General features: G+C 39.1%; 19 protein-coding genes. All 19 read right to left on the reverse strand.

All coding sequences use genetic code 11. The annotated features are described in order from the left end of the window. Nucleotides 1–106 precede the first annotated feature (106 nt). The 19 genes from AC1M9M_RS01730 to lpxK all read right to left on the reverse strand — a co-directional run bounded on the left by AC1M9M_RS01730 (nt 107) and on the right by lpxK (nt 14266). On the reverse strand, nt 107–472 hold the full coding sequence (locus AC1M9M_RS01730; protein WP_035264552.1) for a lipopolysaccharide assembly protein LapA domain-containing protein: 366 nt from the start codon (nt 470–472) through the stop codon (nt 107–109). 20 nt (nt 473–492) lie between these two features. Next, complete coding sequence (locus AC1M9M_RS01735; RefSeq protein ID WP_035264555.1) at nt 493–798, reverse strand: integration host factor subunit beta; 306 nt, start codon at nt 796–798, stop codon at nt 493–495. A gap of 162 nt (nt 799–960) precedes the next feature. Beyond that, the gene (rpsA, locus tag AC1M9M_RS01740) at nt 961–2637 is read right to left on the reverse strand and encodes a 30S ribosomal protein S1 (protein ID WP_035264556.1); all 1677 of its coding nucleotides are present in this window, start codon (nt 2635–2637) and stop codon (nt 961–963) included. A gap of 116 nt (nt 2638–2753) precedes the next feature. Beyond that, nucleotides 2754–3434 (reverse strand): (d)CMP kinase, encoded by a 681-nt coding sequence (cmk, locus tag AC1M9M_RS01745; RefSeq protein ID WP_481595439.1) that lies wholly within the window; start codon nt 3432–3434, stop codon nt 2754–2756. Between the two features lie 18 nt (nt 3435–3452). Beyond that, nucleotides 3453–3884 (reverse strand): SRPBCC family protein, encoded by a 432-nt coding sequence (locus AC1M9M_RS01750; protein WP_481595440.1) that lies wholly within the window; start codon nt 3882–3884, stop codon nt 3453–3455. A gap of 75 nt (nt 3885–3959) precedes the next feature. After that, nucleotides 3960–4484: a tRNA adenosine(34) deaminase TadA gene (gene tadA, locus AC1M9M_RS01755; RefSeq protein ID WP_035264563.1), complete on the reverse strand. Its 525-nt coding sequence runs from the start codon at nt 4482–4484 to the stop codon at nt 3960–3962. Nucleotides 4485–4486: 2 nt separating this feature from the next. Continuing rightward, on the reverse strand, nt 4487–5608 hold the full coding sequence (locus AC1M9M_RS01760; RefSeq protein ID WP_481595441.1) for an enoyl-CoA hydratase/isomerase family protein: 1122 nt from the start codon (nt 5606–5608) through the stop codon (nt 4487–4489). Next, nucleotides 5605–6318: a uracil-DNA glycosylase gene (gene ung / locus AC1M9M_RS01765; RefSeq protein ID WP_179998212.1), complete on the reverse strand. Its 714-nt coding sequence runs from the start codon at nt 6316–6318 to the stop codon at nt 5605–5607. The genes AC1M9M_RS01760 and ung overlap by 4 nt, the downstream gene beginning before the upstream one ends. A 28-nt stretch (nt 6319–6346) precedes the next feature. Next, a complete protein-coding gene (locus AC1M9M_RS01770) occupies nt 6347–6943 on the reverse strand; it encodes a 6-pyruvoyl trahydropterin synthase family protein (RefSeq protein ID WP_180027682.1) in 597 nt (198 codons plus the stop codon). 161 nt (nt 6944–7104) lie between these two features. After that, nucleotides 7105–8061, reverse strand: a complete 957-nt coding sequence (gspK, locus tag AC1M9M_RS01775; protein WP_481595442.1) for a type II secretion system minor pseudopilin GspK — start codon at nt 8059–8061, stop codon at nt 7105–7107. A gap of 15 nt (nt 8062–8076) precedes the next feature. Continuing rightward, on the reverse strand, nt 8077–8724 hold the full coding sequence (gene gspJ / locus AC1M9M_RS01780; RefSeq protein WP_481595443.1) for a type II secretion system minor pseudopilin GspJ: 648 nt from the start codon (nt 8722–8724) through the stop codon (nt 8077–8079). Beyond that, nucleotides 8721–9113 carry a type II secretion system minor pseudopilin GspI gene (gspI, locus tag AC1M9M_RS01785; RefSeq protein ID WP_035264570.1) on the reverse strand — a complete coding sequence of 131 codons (393 nt, stop codon included), beginning with the start codon at nt 9111–9113 and terminating at the stop codon, nt 8721–8723. The genes gspJ and gspI overlap by 4 nt, the downstream gene beginning before the upstream one ends. Beyond that, nucleotides 9100–9660 (reverse strand): pilus assembly FimT family protein, encoded by a 561-nt coding sequence (locus tag AC1M9M_RS01790; RefSeq protein ID WP_481595444.1) that lies wholly within the window; start codon nt 9658–9660, stop codon nt 9100–9102. Before AC1M9M_RS01790 ends, gspI begins: the two co-directional genes overlap by 14 nt. A 1-nt stretch (nt 9661) precedes the next feature. Next, entirely contained in the window at nt 9662–10276 is a 615-nt protein-coding gene (locus AC1M9M_RS01795) for a TetR/AcrR family transcriptional regulator (protein ID WP_035264575.1), read from the reverse strand. 45 nt (nt 10277–10321) lie between these two features. Beyond that, nucleotides 10322–11095 carry a TatD family hydrolase gene (locus tag AC1M9M_RS01800; protein WP_180027681.1) on the reverse strand — a complete coding sequence of 258 codons (774 nt, stop codon included), beginning with the start codon at nt 11093–11095 and terminating at the stop codon, nt 10322–10324. A gap of 31 nt (nt 11096–11126) precedes the next feature. Then, nucleotides 11127–11468 (reverse strand): PilZ domain-containing protein, encoded by a 342-nt coding sequence (locus AC1M9M_RS01805; protein ID WP_481595445.1) that lies wholly within the window; start codon nt 11466–11468, stop codon nt 11127–11129. A 25-nt stretch (nt 11469–11493) separates the two neighbouring features. Then, nucleotides 11494–12471, reverse strand: coding sequence for a DNA polymerase III subunit delta' (locus tag AC1M9M_RS01810; RefSeq protein WP_481591156.1), 978 nt, complete (start codon nt 12469–12471; stop codon nt 11494–11496). 13 nt (nt 12472–12484) lie between these two features. Then, nucleotides 12485–13246, reverse strand: a complete 762-nt coding sequence (gene kdsB, locus AC1M9M_RS01815; RefSeq protein ID WP_481591157.1) for a 3-deoxy-manno-octulosonate cytidylyltransferase — start codon at nt 13244–13246, stop codon at nt 12485–12487. Nucleotides 13247–13255: 9 nt separating this feature from the next. After that, nucleotides 13256–14266 carry a tetraacyldisaccharide 4'-kinase gene (lpxK, locus tag AC1M9M_RS01820; RefSeq protein ID WP_481595446.1) on the reverse strand — a complete coding sequence of 337 codons (1011 nt, stop codon included), beginning with the start codon at nt 14264–14266 and terminating at the stop codon, nt 13256–13258. Between the last annotated feature and the right edge of the window lie 2 nt (nt 14267–14268).

A 14268-nucleotide genomic window follows, 5' to 3' on the forward strand; every position in this document is an offset into this window, starting at 1 on the left:
AGCTGCAAAATTAACTTTAAAAAACTCAGCTTAAAATTCAACAGTTTATTTTCAATAAAAAAAAACCTCTAAAATAAATTTTAGAGGTTTTTTAAATATTTATAAATTACAGCGGATTTGAGTTACGCGGATCTGAATGCACATCTAGTACTGTCTTTTCATGACGTACATTTGCAGCAGCTTCAGCAGCAGCTAACTGAGCATTTTGGATTTGTTCTTTACGAAGATATTCAATATCTTTGCGAAGACGCTTAATTTCCCAACTATTTTGGAATACACGGAAAACTTGAACTCCGAGTAATAATCCAACGATGATCCCAAGTGCCAAAGTCAACAAAAGCAATAAACCTAATCTCATTGCCGGTACTTGAGTGAAGAGAAGATCAACAGTCAGTTCTGTACCATTTTGCAGAACCAATGCCAATGCATATCCGAAGATTACAACTAACAGTGCAACTAATACGTAACGCATAACCACCCCTGAGTAATTTATTATTTTCCTGCTGATTCATTTACAGCATCTCTTAGTGCTTTACCTGGTTTGAAATGAGGTACAGCTTTAGCAGCCACTTCAACTGACTTACCTGTTTTAGGATTACGTCCAACTCGCGGTTCGCGATGATGTAAAGCAAAACTTCCAAACCCACGAATTTCAATACGATTATCAGCTGATAATGACTCAATCATTTGATCGATCATAATTTTAACAGCTTCTTCGACCAATGGCTCAGCCAAATGAGGATTTTTGATAGAAATACGTTCTATTAAGTCAGACTTATTAAGTGCTTCAGTAGTCATCTGCGACCTCTTTAATTATCAAGCTACTCTGTGCATAGCGAGATAATAACCTGTTTAAATACAAAACGGTAGCGCAGTAAGTCAATACTACGCTACCGTTTACAGTATTTGTGTAAAAAGTATTAGTTAAATTACATTAACAATACATTGAACACGAAAGACTTAGTGGTTCATTTGAGCTTTGATCAAATCACCAATTGTCTTAGGACCGTTGTCTTGACCTGCAGAAGCCGTTTTCAAGTTAGCAACAGCTTCTTTCTCTTCAGCTTCGTCTTTCGCTTTGATAGACAAGTTGATTGCGCGTGATTTGCGATCAACATTGATGATCTTAGCTTCAACTTCTTGACCAACTTCTAAGAATTTAGTTGCATCTTCAACGCGGTCACGGTTGATTTCTGAAGCTTTAAGAGAAGCTTCAACTTCGTCAGCCAACTTAATTGTTGCGCCACGAGCATCAACTGCAACTACAGTACCTTTAACAAGAGCACCACGTTCGTTAGCAGCTAAGAAATCGTTGAACGGATCGCTGTTCATTTGCTTGATACCAAGGCTGATACGGTTGCCTTCAGCGTCTACAGAAAGGATAACCGCTTCAACAGTGTCACCTTTCTTGTAACGACGAATCGCTTCTTCGCCTTGTTCGTTCCAAGAAATGTCAGATAAGTGAACTAGACCATCGATACCGCCTGGTAAACCGATGAAGATACCGAAGTCAGTGATAGACTTGATTGTACCTGAAACTTTTTCACCTTTGTCGTGAGCCTTAGCAAACTCTTCCCATGGGTTAGCACGAGTTTGTTTGATACCAAGAGAAATACGACGACGCTCTTCATCAACCTCAAGAACCATAACATCAACTTCATCACCAATCTGAACAACTTTAGATGGGTGGATGTTTTTGTTTGTGTGGTCCATTTCTGAAACGTGTACTAAGCCTTCAACGCCTTCAGCGATTTCAGCGAAGCAACCGTAATCAGTTAAGTTAGTTACACGCGCTTTAACGATAGAACCTTTAGGGTAACGGTTCATGATCGCTAACCATGGATCTTCACCAAGTTGTTTAAGACCTAATGATACACGGTTACGCTCTTTGTCAAATTTAAGTACTTTAACAGTAACTTCTTGACCAACTTCAACAACTTCTGATGGATGCTTGATACGTTTCCAAGCCATGTCAGTGATGTGAAGAAGACCATCAATACCGCCAAGGTCAACGAAAGCACCGTAGTCAGTAAGGTTTTTGATTGTACCAGTAACTGTTTGACCTTCTTCAAGTTGAGATAGAAGAGCTTCACGGTCAGCTGAAGATTCAGCTTCCATAACAGCACGACGTGATACAACAACGTTGTTACGTTTAGCGTCAAGTTTGATAACTTTGAACTCTAACTCTTTGCCTTCGAGGTGAGTCGTGTCACGGATAGGACGAGTGTCTACCAAAGAACCTGGTAAGAACGCACGTACTGGACCGATGTCAACAGTGAAACCGCCTTTAACCTTACCAGAGATAACACCAGTAACGATCTCGCCGTCTTCAAAGATTTTTTCAAGTTTAGTCCAAGTTTCAGCACGTTTAGCTTTTTCACGTGATAAAACTGTTTGACCCATACCGTTGTCAAGCGCTTCAACAACTACGTCAACTGTGTCACCAACGTTAACTTCAAGTTCACGTTGTTCGTTTAAGAATTCAGAGCGAGCTACTACGCCTTCAGATTTAAGGCCAGTATCTACAGTTACCCAGTCAGAATCGATGCTAACAACGATACCTTGGATGACTGCACCCTTTTCAACGTTGAGGTTTAATTCGCTTGCTTCAAAGAGGGCTGCAAAAGATTCGGTCATGATATACCTAGAAAAGTCAGCGGTCTTGGATCAGACAAGGCCGGTTTAGTTAAGTATCGACATAGTCCATATAGAACTGATCAAGCTATGCTTCCACTAATATTCATTAATTTATCTTATTGCGCATCAATATATGCGGTCATCAGGTTAAATACAGCGTCAATGTCCAGATCTGAACTATCGATAATGTAAGCACCTTCAGCCGGCTTAAGCGGCGCAACGGTTCTTTCCATATCACGCTTATCACGTGCTTGGATATTAGATAAAATGTCGCTCATTTTAACATTTTGCCCCATAGCCTGCAACTGCTTTACACGTCGCTCAGCACGAGACTCAGCAGAAGCCGTCAAATATATTTTTGCTTGGGCTTCTGGGAAGATTGAAGTCGCCATATCACGGCCATCGGCAACAAGACCTGGTGCTTGAGCAAATGCACGTTGTCTTTCGAATAATGCCTGTCTTAATTCAGGTACAACTGCAACCTTGGATGCAAACTCACCGACTTTTTCAGTGCGAATTTCATCCGTTACATCATGCCCGTTAAGTAAAATTTTTGTTTTTAAATGATCACTAACAAATTGAATATCGAGATGAGTCGCTATTTCTACGCATTTAACCAACACATCTGGATTGTGAATTGAATCAATTAAATTCAGCTGATGTAATGACAATCCCAACAAACGATACAAAGCGCCAGAATCTAGTAAATGAAACTGGTAATGCTGTGCCAATTTTGCTGCCAAAGTTCCTTTGCCTGAACCGCTTGGTCCATCGATCGTGATAATTTGAATTGTCATTACTTTACCAACTTCGCCTTAAAGGCGTTTTGCTAATTTCTTAAAACCAAGTGTAATAGCAAGTTTGAGTTGTGCAAGAATTAATTTGCTCACAAATGGTGCTCTTGCCTGTAATTCGATCGTGTATGTGACTAAAGTTTTAGCTGTTGAAAGCTCTTTAAATTCAATAATTCCAAGATGATGTTTGATTAATGGATTCTTGATAATTTTGTATTCAATACGCTTATTTGGCTCTAGTACAGTAATTTCTTCTTGAATTGGCTTTATTGGGCCTAATCCCATTTTTCGTACTGATCCAATCCCATCAGGACGACTCGGATCAGCTGCATCTTTAATGCGTACAACCTGAATCGGTGCAAATACATCATTATAAGTCGCATGTTTTGACAAAACTTCAAATACACGACCTATAGGCTGGTTAAATTCTTGTTTAACTTGGATTGAATTCATTTTTATTCCTTTTCATTGAGTCCGCTTCATACTGACAATACATTATGTCAATTTTTCCACAATCAACAATAGCAATCATTCCTGATTATTTTCTATTTTTTGTCGTACACGCTGTTGTTTTTTTTGTTCTCGTCTGAATTTAAAAAATTCTGAAAGTTGATGAGCACACGCTGATTGCATGCAGCCCCCTTCAAATTCAAATATATGGTTGTAGTAACCTTGATTATTCAATAGCTGTCGCGCACTGACCAGAGAACCCGCTTTCGGCTCTAAAGTACCAAATACAACACGGTGAACTCGAGCATGAATTAAAGCCCCCACACACATCGTGCATGGCTCAAGGGTTACATAAAGGGTTGCATCTTCTGGTAGACGATAGTTCTGAATTTGATTACATGCTTGGCGAAGTGCGACCACTTCTGCATGAGCAGTTGGATCATGACTCAGGATGGGTTGATTATATCCTTCACCAATCACTTTTCCCTGACTCACAATGACAGCTCCAACAGGGATTTCTCCCAATTGAGCTGCGAATGCAGCCTGCTCATAGGCACGCTGCATCCATTTTAGATCTTCAGTATCAAATTGGATTTCAGTCAAAATTAGATAATACCGTACTGTTTTAACAAGTTATTCCAGGTCTCGATATTTGTAACTGGTGGGTGCGCACCTAAAATTCCTTTTAAGGACATAGACTCTGCAGGTGTCCATTCAGGAGATAAATCTTTATCCACTAAACGCGCACGCACGCCCTCAACAAAATCAGGATGTCTAATTTTCCAATCAGAAATTTGAGTTTCAAGTTCAAATACTTCTTGCCAAGGATGAACTTGACGCCCCCATTGCCATAACAACCAAGTAATCGCAGCCGTACTCGGTGAGCCTTTTGCCAGATTTTCACTGGCTTGTCTTAGCCAATCACTTCGTGCATCACTTAACCCGATGATTGCTTCGTAGTCATTTTCAAAGTTTGCACCGCGACAGACACTGTGAATCACATCTAACGAGATTTGCAGTGGCCCTGGAGAAACTGGTCGATGCAAACTATTTAAAGTGTCATCTAATGCCCTAAAATCGCCAGCAGGATAATGATCCCAATCGATATTGATCAACTTTTGTAAAACAACATCACGCTGAGCATCACAAATATGAGTCGCCCAACCGATACCATAAGCTCCTGCCGCAGTCATGATCGATCCAGTTAAACCTGTAAATAGACCAATTGGACCACGATCTGCCAAGAAACGACTAGCACCAACATCTGGATATAAACCAATATTCACTTCTGGCATTGCAAGACGCGAATAAGGTGTAACCAGTCTGAATGGTGCAGCCATAAATAAGCCAAGCCCACCACCCATCACATAACCTTCACCCCAAACGACTATCGGCTTAGCGTAGTTATGCAACAAAAGATCTAGCGCGTATTCTTGTTCAAAAAATTTATTTGCCGCATCAACTTCATTATTGATGACCAACTGACGGAGTTTGCGCACATCCCCACCGGCACAAAAAGCTTTAGGTGTTGTTGAATCAAACCAGATCGCTTTAACGGCATCATCATGATGAAACTTTTCAAAAACAGCCAATAAAGCCGTCACAATAGATTCATCAAGTGCATGTAAAGATTTTGGACGATTTAATCGAACCACTCTCCATCCATTCTGTGCTTCTTCAACAATTAAGTCAGGATGATATTGATTCGTCTCAGGAGATATTGTCATGCTTCCAGCTGCCATTTAATTGGCTCAATGCCATTTTGTTTAAGATAATTATTTGTTTTTGAAAAAACTTTACACCCAAAAAAACCACCTCGGTTTGCTGCCAACGGTGATGGATGTGCTGCTTTTAAGACCAAATGCTTATTTTGGTCAATTCGTTGACCTTTCTTATGCGCGTACGCACCCCAAAGAATGAAAACGATCTTTTCACGTTGCTCATTTAGAACATCTATCGCAGCATCGGTAAAATCTTCCCAACCTTTCTTTTGGTGTGAAGTCGGCTGGCCCGCTTCAACAGTCAATACACTGTTCAGCAACAAGACACCCTCTTCAGCCCATTGGGTTAAATCACCATGCTTGGCAGGCGCTATTCCAAGGTCAGTGCTGAGTTCGTGATAGATATTACGCAAAGACGGCGGTAATGCAACACCCTTTTGCACTGAAAAACTCAATCCATGTGCTTGATTTGGACCGTGATAAGGATCTTGACCGAGAATCACAACCTTTACACGATCTAAGGGTGTAGTGTTGAACGCATTAAATATAAGGGAATTAGGTGGGTATATCACCTTATTCGCCTGTAATTCAGATTTGAGAAAAGCTTTCAGCTGATCCATTTTATCGCTGAGCAGAAAATCTGCTAAAGCATACTTCCAACCATCCTCTAACCGAACTTGATTCAGTTGACTTAATTCTTGTTCGGTGAGTTGCATTGTGTTCATCCCTAAATCAATCACAGCTTTAAAGTTTTACTTGTAAATCTACACTTGGGTTCTTAAAAGTGAATCCTTGTTTCAATTGTTCGTACATTTTAGGATCAGACCATTCATTTTGAATTTGTTCTGAGAATACGATTTGATCAAGCGCCAATAAGCCCATTTGTTCATTTACGATATCTTCAGCAAAACTTTGCGCATAGCCTGTGTCAGTTTCATGCACGATCACTGAATAGACTTCGACATCACCTTCACCATTTTGCGTGATAGTTGATTTCAGTACTTGTTCTGCCAAATAAAAGAAAATTCGAGAAAATTGTTCAGCAGAAGGTGAAACTGGCAATGAAACCCAACGCGCACTAAAAGTTTTACATGCTTGAATATATTCAGCTGAATCCTCTTGCCAAAAACAAATCGCATGATCAAAACTATCATAAAGTTCTTTGATCACACCTTTCAGCAAACCAAAATCATAGACCATTTGACCATGATCTAGCTTTGAGGCTTTCAATAATAATTCGACTTTATAGCTATGACCATGAATTGAACGCTTACAGCGGTCTGATGTGCAATTTCGCACAATATGCGCGTTTTCAAACTTAAATAATTTTCGAATTAACATATGTCAGAGCAATAAAAAATCATGGATTAAAATGATTATAGTGCATATTCACACAACTCATCATTAATTTTAACGTTTTAAGCAATTGGCAAAACGTATTAAAAACAAAAAAAATAAAAGCTATCATTCAATTTGTTTAAATTAATAGTTTAGCAATTTAATCAATTGGTTTGAAGAGGTGCCAAACTTCTTGAGAAGACATAAACCTTATCTTCATCACGCATCAGATAACTCGAAAAATATCGCTTTCGATCAGATAGCATGATTTCAATATCTGCTCGATAGAATGCAGATTTAACATCAAAATTATTTTTTGCTGTGCTTCTTGCTTCTCCACTTAACTGACTTAGAGTGTTGAGTTCCCATAGCTGATCTACGGACTCAAAAAATTCACCATTGGCTTTTTTCTGATCCAAATCACGCTGTACATTTTGCACATCCAAACTTGGGTCTATAGCAGCAATAATCATCGCTGGTGCTGTATTAATATTAATTTTAATTTCTTTTAAAGGTATCGCTGTAACATAAGGTTTTATCAATAAAAACTTATCACCTTCAAATCCTCGCACTTGCTTCAACTCTTCCACGCTATGAAAAGGACCATTCGCTGGCAAATAAGGACGCGTTAAACTTAAATAATAATTACTCTCTGCCCCCATCGCGCCAATCGTCAAATCATCTTGATCTTGCCAATCAATTACCGCTTCACTCAATTCTTCTGGTAAACCAAGCTTTGATAATAATCCCTTAAAGTAATTCACCGCATTATCATTCGGCACACCATCATCTTTGACCAAACTGTTTAAATTAAACTTACCCGTTTCATCAATAATTCGCCCTGCAACATAACCACCATCAATTGGGAATGGTGGCATCGGTTGAGCCCAAGTTTCTAGAAGATTATCTGATTTTGAATTGGATTTAGCATCTTGAACCAATAATTCTGAGAAAAAAGCTTCAGCACTTTTTGCATAATACAGTGCTTGGTTTTGACGAATCACATAGGCCGTATTTTCACTGGTATTATATTGACGATGGGCAATCGTGGCAGCAATGATAGTTGCCAAAGCGACTAACATTAAAATCGTAATCAGGGCGATTCCTTTTTGCTGCTTCATGCATTTTCCTAATGATTATTGATTAGATGTCGGTTTTAAATAGTCAGTATTAAGCAAACTGAAAATCCACTCGTATTCAACATCTTGTTGCTTAAATCTAATTCGCATACCTTTAGGCAATAGTCGAGCAACACCATCTTGAGCATCATTACTATTAGAACTTATTGTTGATGCTTCCGGCCACGAATTCAATTCATTCGGGTTCAAAATCGTGATTTGAAAATCATCCACATTTTCTAGGATCGCACTGGATAAAGGTTGAGTTGTTTGAAGAACATTCAGATTGGGATACTTTAAACGATAAACTTTTCGATCTTGCGCATTATAACGATATTCTATTCTCTCAAATGGAGACAAACCCTGTTTCAGCGGGTCTGTGACCCCTGCCTTACTAAATTGTACAGACTGATCATCCAGTAAAAATGCAGGTTGGATTTGTCCTGCGATATTGGCAGTCAGCGGTACAATTTGCAAAGCATCTCTTTGCATTTGTAAATAACTATCTTGCAAACTGAGAAGCTGCTGCTCATGCACCGCATTGCGATCTTTGACTTTATTTAAATAATCAAAAATTTTCCATCCTAAAGCAGACAATACTGCAAAGATGGCTATGGCAACCAAAAGCTCTACCAAGGTAAAACCTTGTTGTTTACTCTTTATCATGAGTTGGATTGCTCTCTGATAGGATAGTTATAAAACACCATGGTGGTGACACCTGATTCAACTTTACCTAAATCATTGTTATATAGACTCACTTGCACTTCTATTTTCTGAACATCTGGGCTAATAGTCGCTTCTGATTTTTTATCAATTTGCCAACTTAGACCTTGAGAGGTAATTTGCTTCGATTGAGTTCCCTCTAGCCATTCACCACTAATTTGCATTGCAGCGACTTCATTTTGTGCGACGAATTGTGCTTTTGTTCTTAAAATTGCATTCGCAGTCGCCTGTGTGTACTGCATAGCCACCTTCGTCAATGACATTGCTGCTACAGCAAAAATAGCCAAAGCCACCACAACCTCAATCAAGGTAAATCCTTTAAGCACCCGCATCGATTTTACCCAAGTAATCTATTTGAATAAGATCACCAATTGCTTTTTGTTCATAATACATTTGAATTGTGACAGGTTTAACCTCGCCATTGCCCAACCAAATTAATTTCGGTGCATTATTATTCATCAAGTCTGCATTAGTTGCATTTTCAAAACTATAGTCGCTACTTTCGATCTGAAATGAAACCTTTGCAGGTAGCTCTCTCGCAGAAAACTCTGGCATTTCAACCCAAGTGGAAGGTTGACGATTATTATTCGATACAAGCGTCTGCTCTGGACGAGTTAAATCATTATATTTTTGAAATGTATAGCGAAACTGATCACCATTCCATTGTGGCACCAATGCAACCACTAACGATTGATCAACAGCCTCTCGATGAATACGTTTTAAATCTAATATTAAAGCCTCTCTAGCTTGCATTGCTTTACGTTGATCAATCCCACCAATATTCATCACCACCAATGCCGCCATGATGCTGATGATCACAATGACCACCATCAATTCGATTAAAGTAAATCCGCCTTGACGGTGATCTAGAGATTGCATATTAGGCCACTGATTCTGTCAAATTAATCTGTTTAGGCATCATCAACGCTTGATCAATTAAAGCAACCCTTAACGTATCTCGACAACCTAAATAGCGTTGATAGAAACTCGAGTTTAATATCGCAGCACCACCATGAGTAATCGACCAAATGGATGCTAGATAATCCCGAGAACTCATCTTACTTTGAATGGATGCTAGATGATTTTCTGTCATACGAATGATAATTCTGAGTCTACTTTTGCGAATCTGATACATTTCATTAAACAAATGATTAATACCCTGACCGGTTGTAGACAATCGCTCTTCAATTTGATGAAAGAGTACAGTACGTTCTGGATGATGCAAATGGTGCAACATAAAAAAAGCTAAATGTTCAGGAAATCCTTTTTCAGTATCTCGAACCATTTCTAATAACATGCGCTCATTACGAATAATGAGCAACATGTACAATTCATCTTTACTTTGGAAGTGCTTATAGAGTGTTCCTTTTGCCAAATCCAACTCAGCGGCCAATGCATCCAATGTCATGCCCGCTTCGCCGTTTTCCAAAAGAAGTTGTTCTGCGACCTGAAATATTAATGCTTCTCTCGCTCTAAACTGAGCCTGACGATCCATCTTCACTCTATAAACTCTCTTCTTTCTATTTTCCGTATTAAATTTTTACTGCATTCGTAGAAGATTCTCGAAATTTTGCGTTGTAATAAAGGCAATCTCCTCGACTGACTTATCATATACATCACTTAATGCTTTGGCTACATATGGGACATACTTTGGTTCATTAGACTTTCCTCTATATGGCATTGGTGCTAAATAAGGGCTATCAGTCTCAATTAATAGTCGATCTAATGGAACTTGCTTGGCCACATCACGTAGATCCTGAGCATTTTTAAACGATACTATTCCTGAAAATGAAATGTAATAACCACAATCTAGAACCGCTTTTGCCGTATCCCAATCCTCAGTAAAACAATGCAAAATTCCGTGTGTCGACTTTTCAGCTCTTATAATATCTATCGTATCGTTTTTAGATGAGCGTGTGTGTACGACCACTGGCTTTTTCACCATCTGTGAAGCTTGAATATGTCGTGCAAAACATTCTTTTTGTTCTTTAACAAATTCAGTACTGTGATAATAATCTAGACCCGTTTCACCAATTGCCCAGACCTTATCTTTACTCGCCAATTCAACCAAAATTTCAACAGTAGCACGCTGCATGACTGCTGGATCTTCACATGGATGCACCCCAACACTGTAGCCTACTCCTTCGTGTCGAGCTGCAATTTCTGACAGAATAATATGATCATCTAAATCAACCGATATCCCCATCATTTTTGTGACACCAGCATCAATCGCTTGCTGAATTGCTAAATCGATATTTCCCTCGTAAGGTTCGAGATTGAGCATGTTTAAATGACAGTGTGTATCTACAAACACAAGGACACCTTTTAATTTCTTAAGTCAGAACCTACATTGTAAAGCTTGCGCGTGCTGTTGACATACTTCCAGCGAGTATTTTTTCTGCTTCCATTTTGTAATAGGCTCCTTTATCTCCAGTTAACTGCAATCCAAAACCTTGCGGTTTAATGCCTGATTGCTTATAGGAAATCCAAATCACCTTACCCGTAATTGGTATTTTTTGGGTTTGATTAGGAAGTGTTGCCAAGATAAAAATCTCTTCACCCATTTTGACTGGATGTTTGGTTGGAATAAATAATCCACCACCCTCAACAAAAGGCATATAACTGGATTGCAGAGTTTCGCGATCATTAATATTGACTTGTAATAAACCGCCCTGACGTGGCTGCATCTCTATCCCCTGTATTCATACATGATTATTGAACATTCATTAATTTTATAAAAAGCTGATCAACAATTAAATTTGATTGAACATTCTGCTCAACCATTTGTTTTGCTTGATGCACATCGTTATAAATATCAAATAATTGCTCTAATTGATATTGCTCAGCCAACAAACTAAAGTCTAAATCGCTATTTTTTACATTTTGTTCCATTTTATAGGCAACAAGATCAGCTAATAAGTACTCAAACATAACAATCAACTCGGAAAAGTTGAGTTGCTTATTCCATTTAGAGGCGTACTGCATTGGCATATTTTTTTGACTGACCAAATGATACCAATCATTTATAAACGCACTTCGCAGAGTTAACCATTCACTTGAGGCCAACTCAATAGCAGCTAAAGGCATACCATTCGAAAGGTTAAGCAACAGTGAGCTCAAAGTCTGCTGCTCTGCATTCAAATGTTCATTCAAATATGCATTGGCTTGATCATCAGTCAGCCGATCTAAGGCGTAATGTTGTAGGCGACTTCGTATAGTGGCTGGTAATTTTAAATAATGATCCGCCAAAAGAATAATCACAACACGCTCACCTGGTTCTTCAAGTGTTTTCAATAAAGCATTTGACGATGCGATATTGAGCGCTTCCGCCGGTTCGATCACAATAACCCGCCAACCATCGACGGTTTGTTGCACGAATGGCTGTAATTCACGAATTTTCTCAATTTTAATTTTAGCGTTTTGTTTCTTATTGTCCTCATCCGTCGTGACGTAAACATAATTTGGATGAGTATCTGATTTTAGCCACAAACAACTTGAACACTGACCACAAGGTTGATTTGGCTGCTTATCTAAACATAGCAGCCAAGTAACAAATTGCTGGGTAAAAGCTTCTTTACCACAGCCTTTTTTGCCATAAAAAAGTAATCCATGACCTACTTGAGGAAACCGCTGAGTCAGTGTGCTCCATACGTTAAGTTGCCAAGGATAAACATGCTGAGTCTGAGTCATTGACTAATCTGTACTATTGGAAATGAGAAATAGGCATTGCATTAAGACGGTCTAAATCTTGTTGCGTATCCACACCTGGTGGTAAGCTCACCTCTGCCACATCAATTGCGATTCGATGACCATTTTCTAAAACACGCAGTTGCTCAAGGCTTTCTAAAACCTCGAGATCTCCCTGATCCCATGTCACGTACTCTTGTAGCAACTTCACTCGATAGGCATATAAACCAAGATGTCGGTAGGCTTTTCGATGTAGTATCTGAGGTTGTTGCTTTGATCCATCACGATCATATGGAATGGTTGCACGACTGAAATAAAGCGCTTCATTGAACTTACTCATGACGACTTTGACAATACTATCGCGTTTAAACTCTTCTAATTCTTGGATCACTTCACACAAAGTGGACATTGAACATTCAGGCTTTTGCTCTAACAAAGAAGCAACCTGTTGGACTAAAGATGCAGGCAATAATGGTTCATCACCTTGCACATTTACAATAATATCTTCACTCGCCCAACCTTTGATTCGTGCAACTTCACTCAATCGGTCGGTTCCAGAAGGGTGTTCTGCACTGGTCAACACAACATCAATTTGTTCTGCCTTACAAAGATCAACAATTCTTTGATCGTCAGTAGCAACACATAAATCATCAAACCCAGTCACTTTTCGCGCCTGATCTACCACACGTAAAATCATTTCACGCCCGTGTATTTTAAGGAGTGGTTTTCCAGGTAACCGCGAACTTGCAAAGCGAGCAGGTATTACAATATGTTTCATGGATATTCCTTATGTGTTTACGATACCAAGTTTTGCAAGCTGTTGATCCAGCAAATCATAACAAGCTGATGATAAAGCTGCTTCAACAGGAACCACCCAAATTTCACGACTAAATTCTGGATGTTGTTTTAACAAAGGGAGGAGTTTCACAGCATCTTTTTCAGTGGTGATGATTGGGTTTGAATCTTCAAATTGTAAATCATCAATCTGATAATCATAATGATCAGGAAATTCATGACACTGAAAATGCTTTAAGCCCATACTTTCAAGGGTTTTATAAAACCGTTGCGGGAACCCAATACCTACGACCGCATAATAATTCAAATCAGTGGCAAAATATTCAACTTGATCTTCGACTGGATTTAACAAGTACGGCGCTGCGACTTGTAATTGCATATACAGATCTGAACTTGGTTGTTCAGCATGCTCAATTACTGTACCACTGCATAACCGTGCTACTGGCTCACGCAAAAAGCCTTCTGGCAACAGTTTCTGATTGCCCAAACCACGATTGTTATCCAGCACAATCCATTCTAATTGACGATCAAGTGCCCAATGTTGCAAACCATCATCACTTATGATCAAATCAAGTTGATGCTGAGAGAGAAGTAACTCTATACTTTTCTGTCGTTGCCCACCTACGACCATCGGCACGCCAGTAGATTGCACAATTAAACAGGGCTCATCACCCACTTCATTTGGCTCAGAATCGAGATTCACGCTTGCAGGAAAAGGACCTTTACCACCATAGCCTCGACTAATTACTCCAACTCGAATATTTTTTTGTTGAAGATATTTAACCAATTGAATTAATAACGGTGTTTTACCACTGCCACCTACCGTTATATTGCCAATGACCATGACAGGAACTGGTGCAGTATAAATAGGTTTTATACCACATTGATACAAGGCTTTGTTTAGGAAAAATCCTAATCGATAAAGCAATGACAGGGGTCGCAATACAATCAACCACTTGGATTGCTTATTCCAAGCGTTTTGAATGACCTGCGCAATAGACATAA

Source organism: Acinetobacter sp. ANC_7503 (assembly GCF_056780035.1).

Bases quoted from the DNA above. Each gene is read 5' to 3' on its own strand.
- AC1M9M_RS01730 (WP_035264552.1), bottom strand. From the start codon at position 472: ATGCGTTACGTATTAGTTGCACTGTTAGTTGTAATCTTCGGATATGCA.
- AC1M9M_RS01735 (WP_035264555.1), bottom strand. From the start codon at position 798: ATGACTACTGAAGCACTTAATAAGTCTGACTTAATAGAACGTATTTCT.
- rpsA (WP_035264556.1), bottom strand. From the start codon at position 2,637: ATGACCGAATCTTTTGCAGCCCTCTTTGAAGCAAGCGAATTAAACCTC.
- cmk (WP_481595439.1), bottom strand. From the start codon at position 3,434: ATGACAATTCAAATTATCACGATCGATGGACCAAGCGGTTCAGGCAAA.
- AC1M9M_RS01750 (WP_481595440.1), bottom strand. From the start codon at position 3,884: ATGAATTCAATCCAAGTTAAACAAGAATTTAACCAGCCTATAGGTCGT.
- AC1M9M_RS01760 (WP_481595441.1), bottom strand. From the start codon at position 5,608: ATGACAATATCTCCTGAGACGAATCAATATCATCCTGACTTAATTGTT.
- ung (WP_179998212.1), bottom strand. From the start codon at position 6,318: ATGCAACTCACCGAACAAGAATTAAGTCAACTGAATCAAGTTCGGTTA.
- AC1M9M_RS01770 (WP_180027682.1), bottom strand. From the start codon at position 6,943: ATGTTAATTCGAAAATTATTTAAGTTTGAAAACGCGCATATTGTGCGA.
- gspK (WP_481595442.1), bottom strand. From the start codon at position 8,061: ATGAAGCAGCAAAAAGGAATCGCCCTGATTACGATTTTAATGTTAGTC.
- gspJ (WP_481595443.1), bottom strand. From the start codon at position 8,724: ATGATAAAGAGTAAACAACAAGGTTTTACCTTGGTAGAGCTTTTGGTT.
- gspI (WP_035264570.1), bottom strand. From the start codon at position 9,113: ATGCGGGTGCTTAAAGGATTTACCTTGATTGAGGTTGTGGTGGCTTTG.
- AC1M9M_RS01790 (WP_481595444.1), bottom strand. From the start codon at position 9,660: ATGCAATCTCTAGATCACCGTCAAGGCGGATTTACTTTAATCGAATTG.
- AC1M9M_RS01795 (WP_035264575.1), bottom strand. From the start codon at position 10,276: ATGGATCGTCAGGCTCAGTTTAGAGCGAGAGAAGCATTAATATTTCAG.
- AC1M9M_RS01805 (WP_481595445.1), bottom strand. From the start codon at position 11,468: ATGCAGCCACGTCAGGGCGGTTTATTACAAGTCAATATTAATGATCGC.
- AC1M9M_RS01810 (WP_481591156.1), bottom strand. From the start codon at position 12,471: ATGACTCAGACTCAGCATGTTTATCCTTGGCAACTTAACGTATGGAGC.
- kdsB (WP_481591157.1), bottom strand. From the start codon at position 13,246: ATGAAACATATTGTAATACCTGCTCGCTTTGCAAGTTCGCGGTTACCT.
- lpxK (WP_481595446.1), bottom strand. From the start codon at position 14,266: ATGTCTATTGCGCAGGTCATTCAAAACGCTTGGAATAAGCAATCCAAG.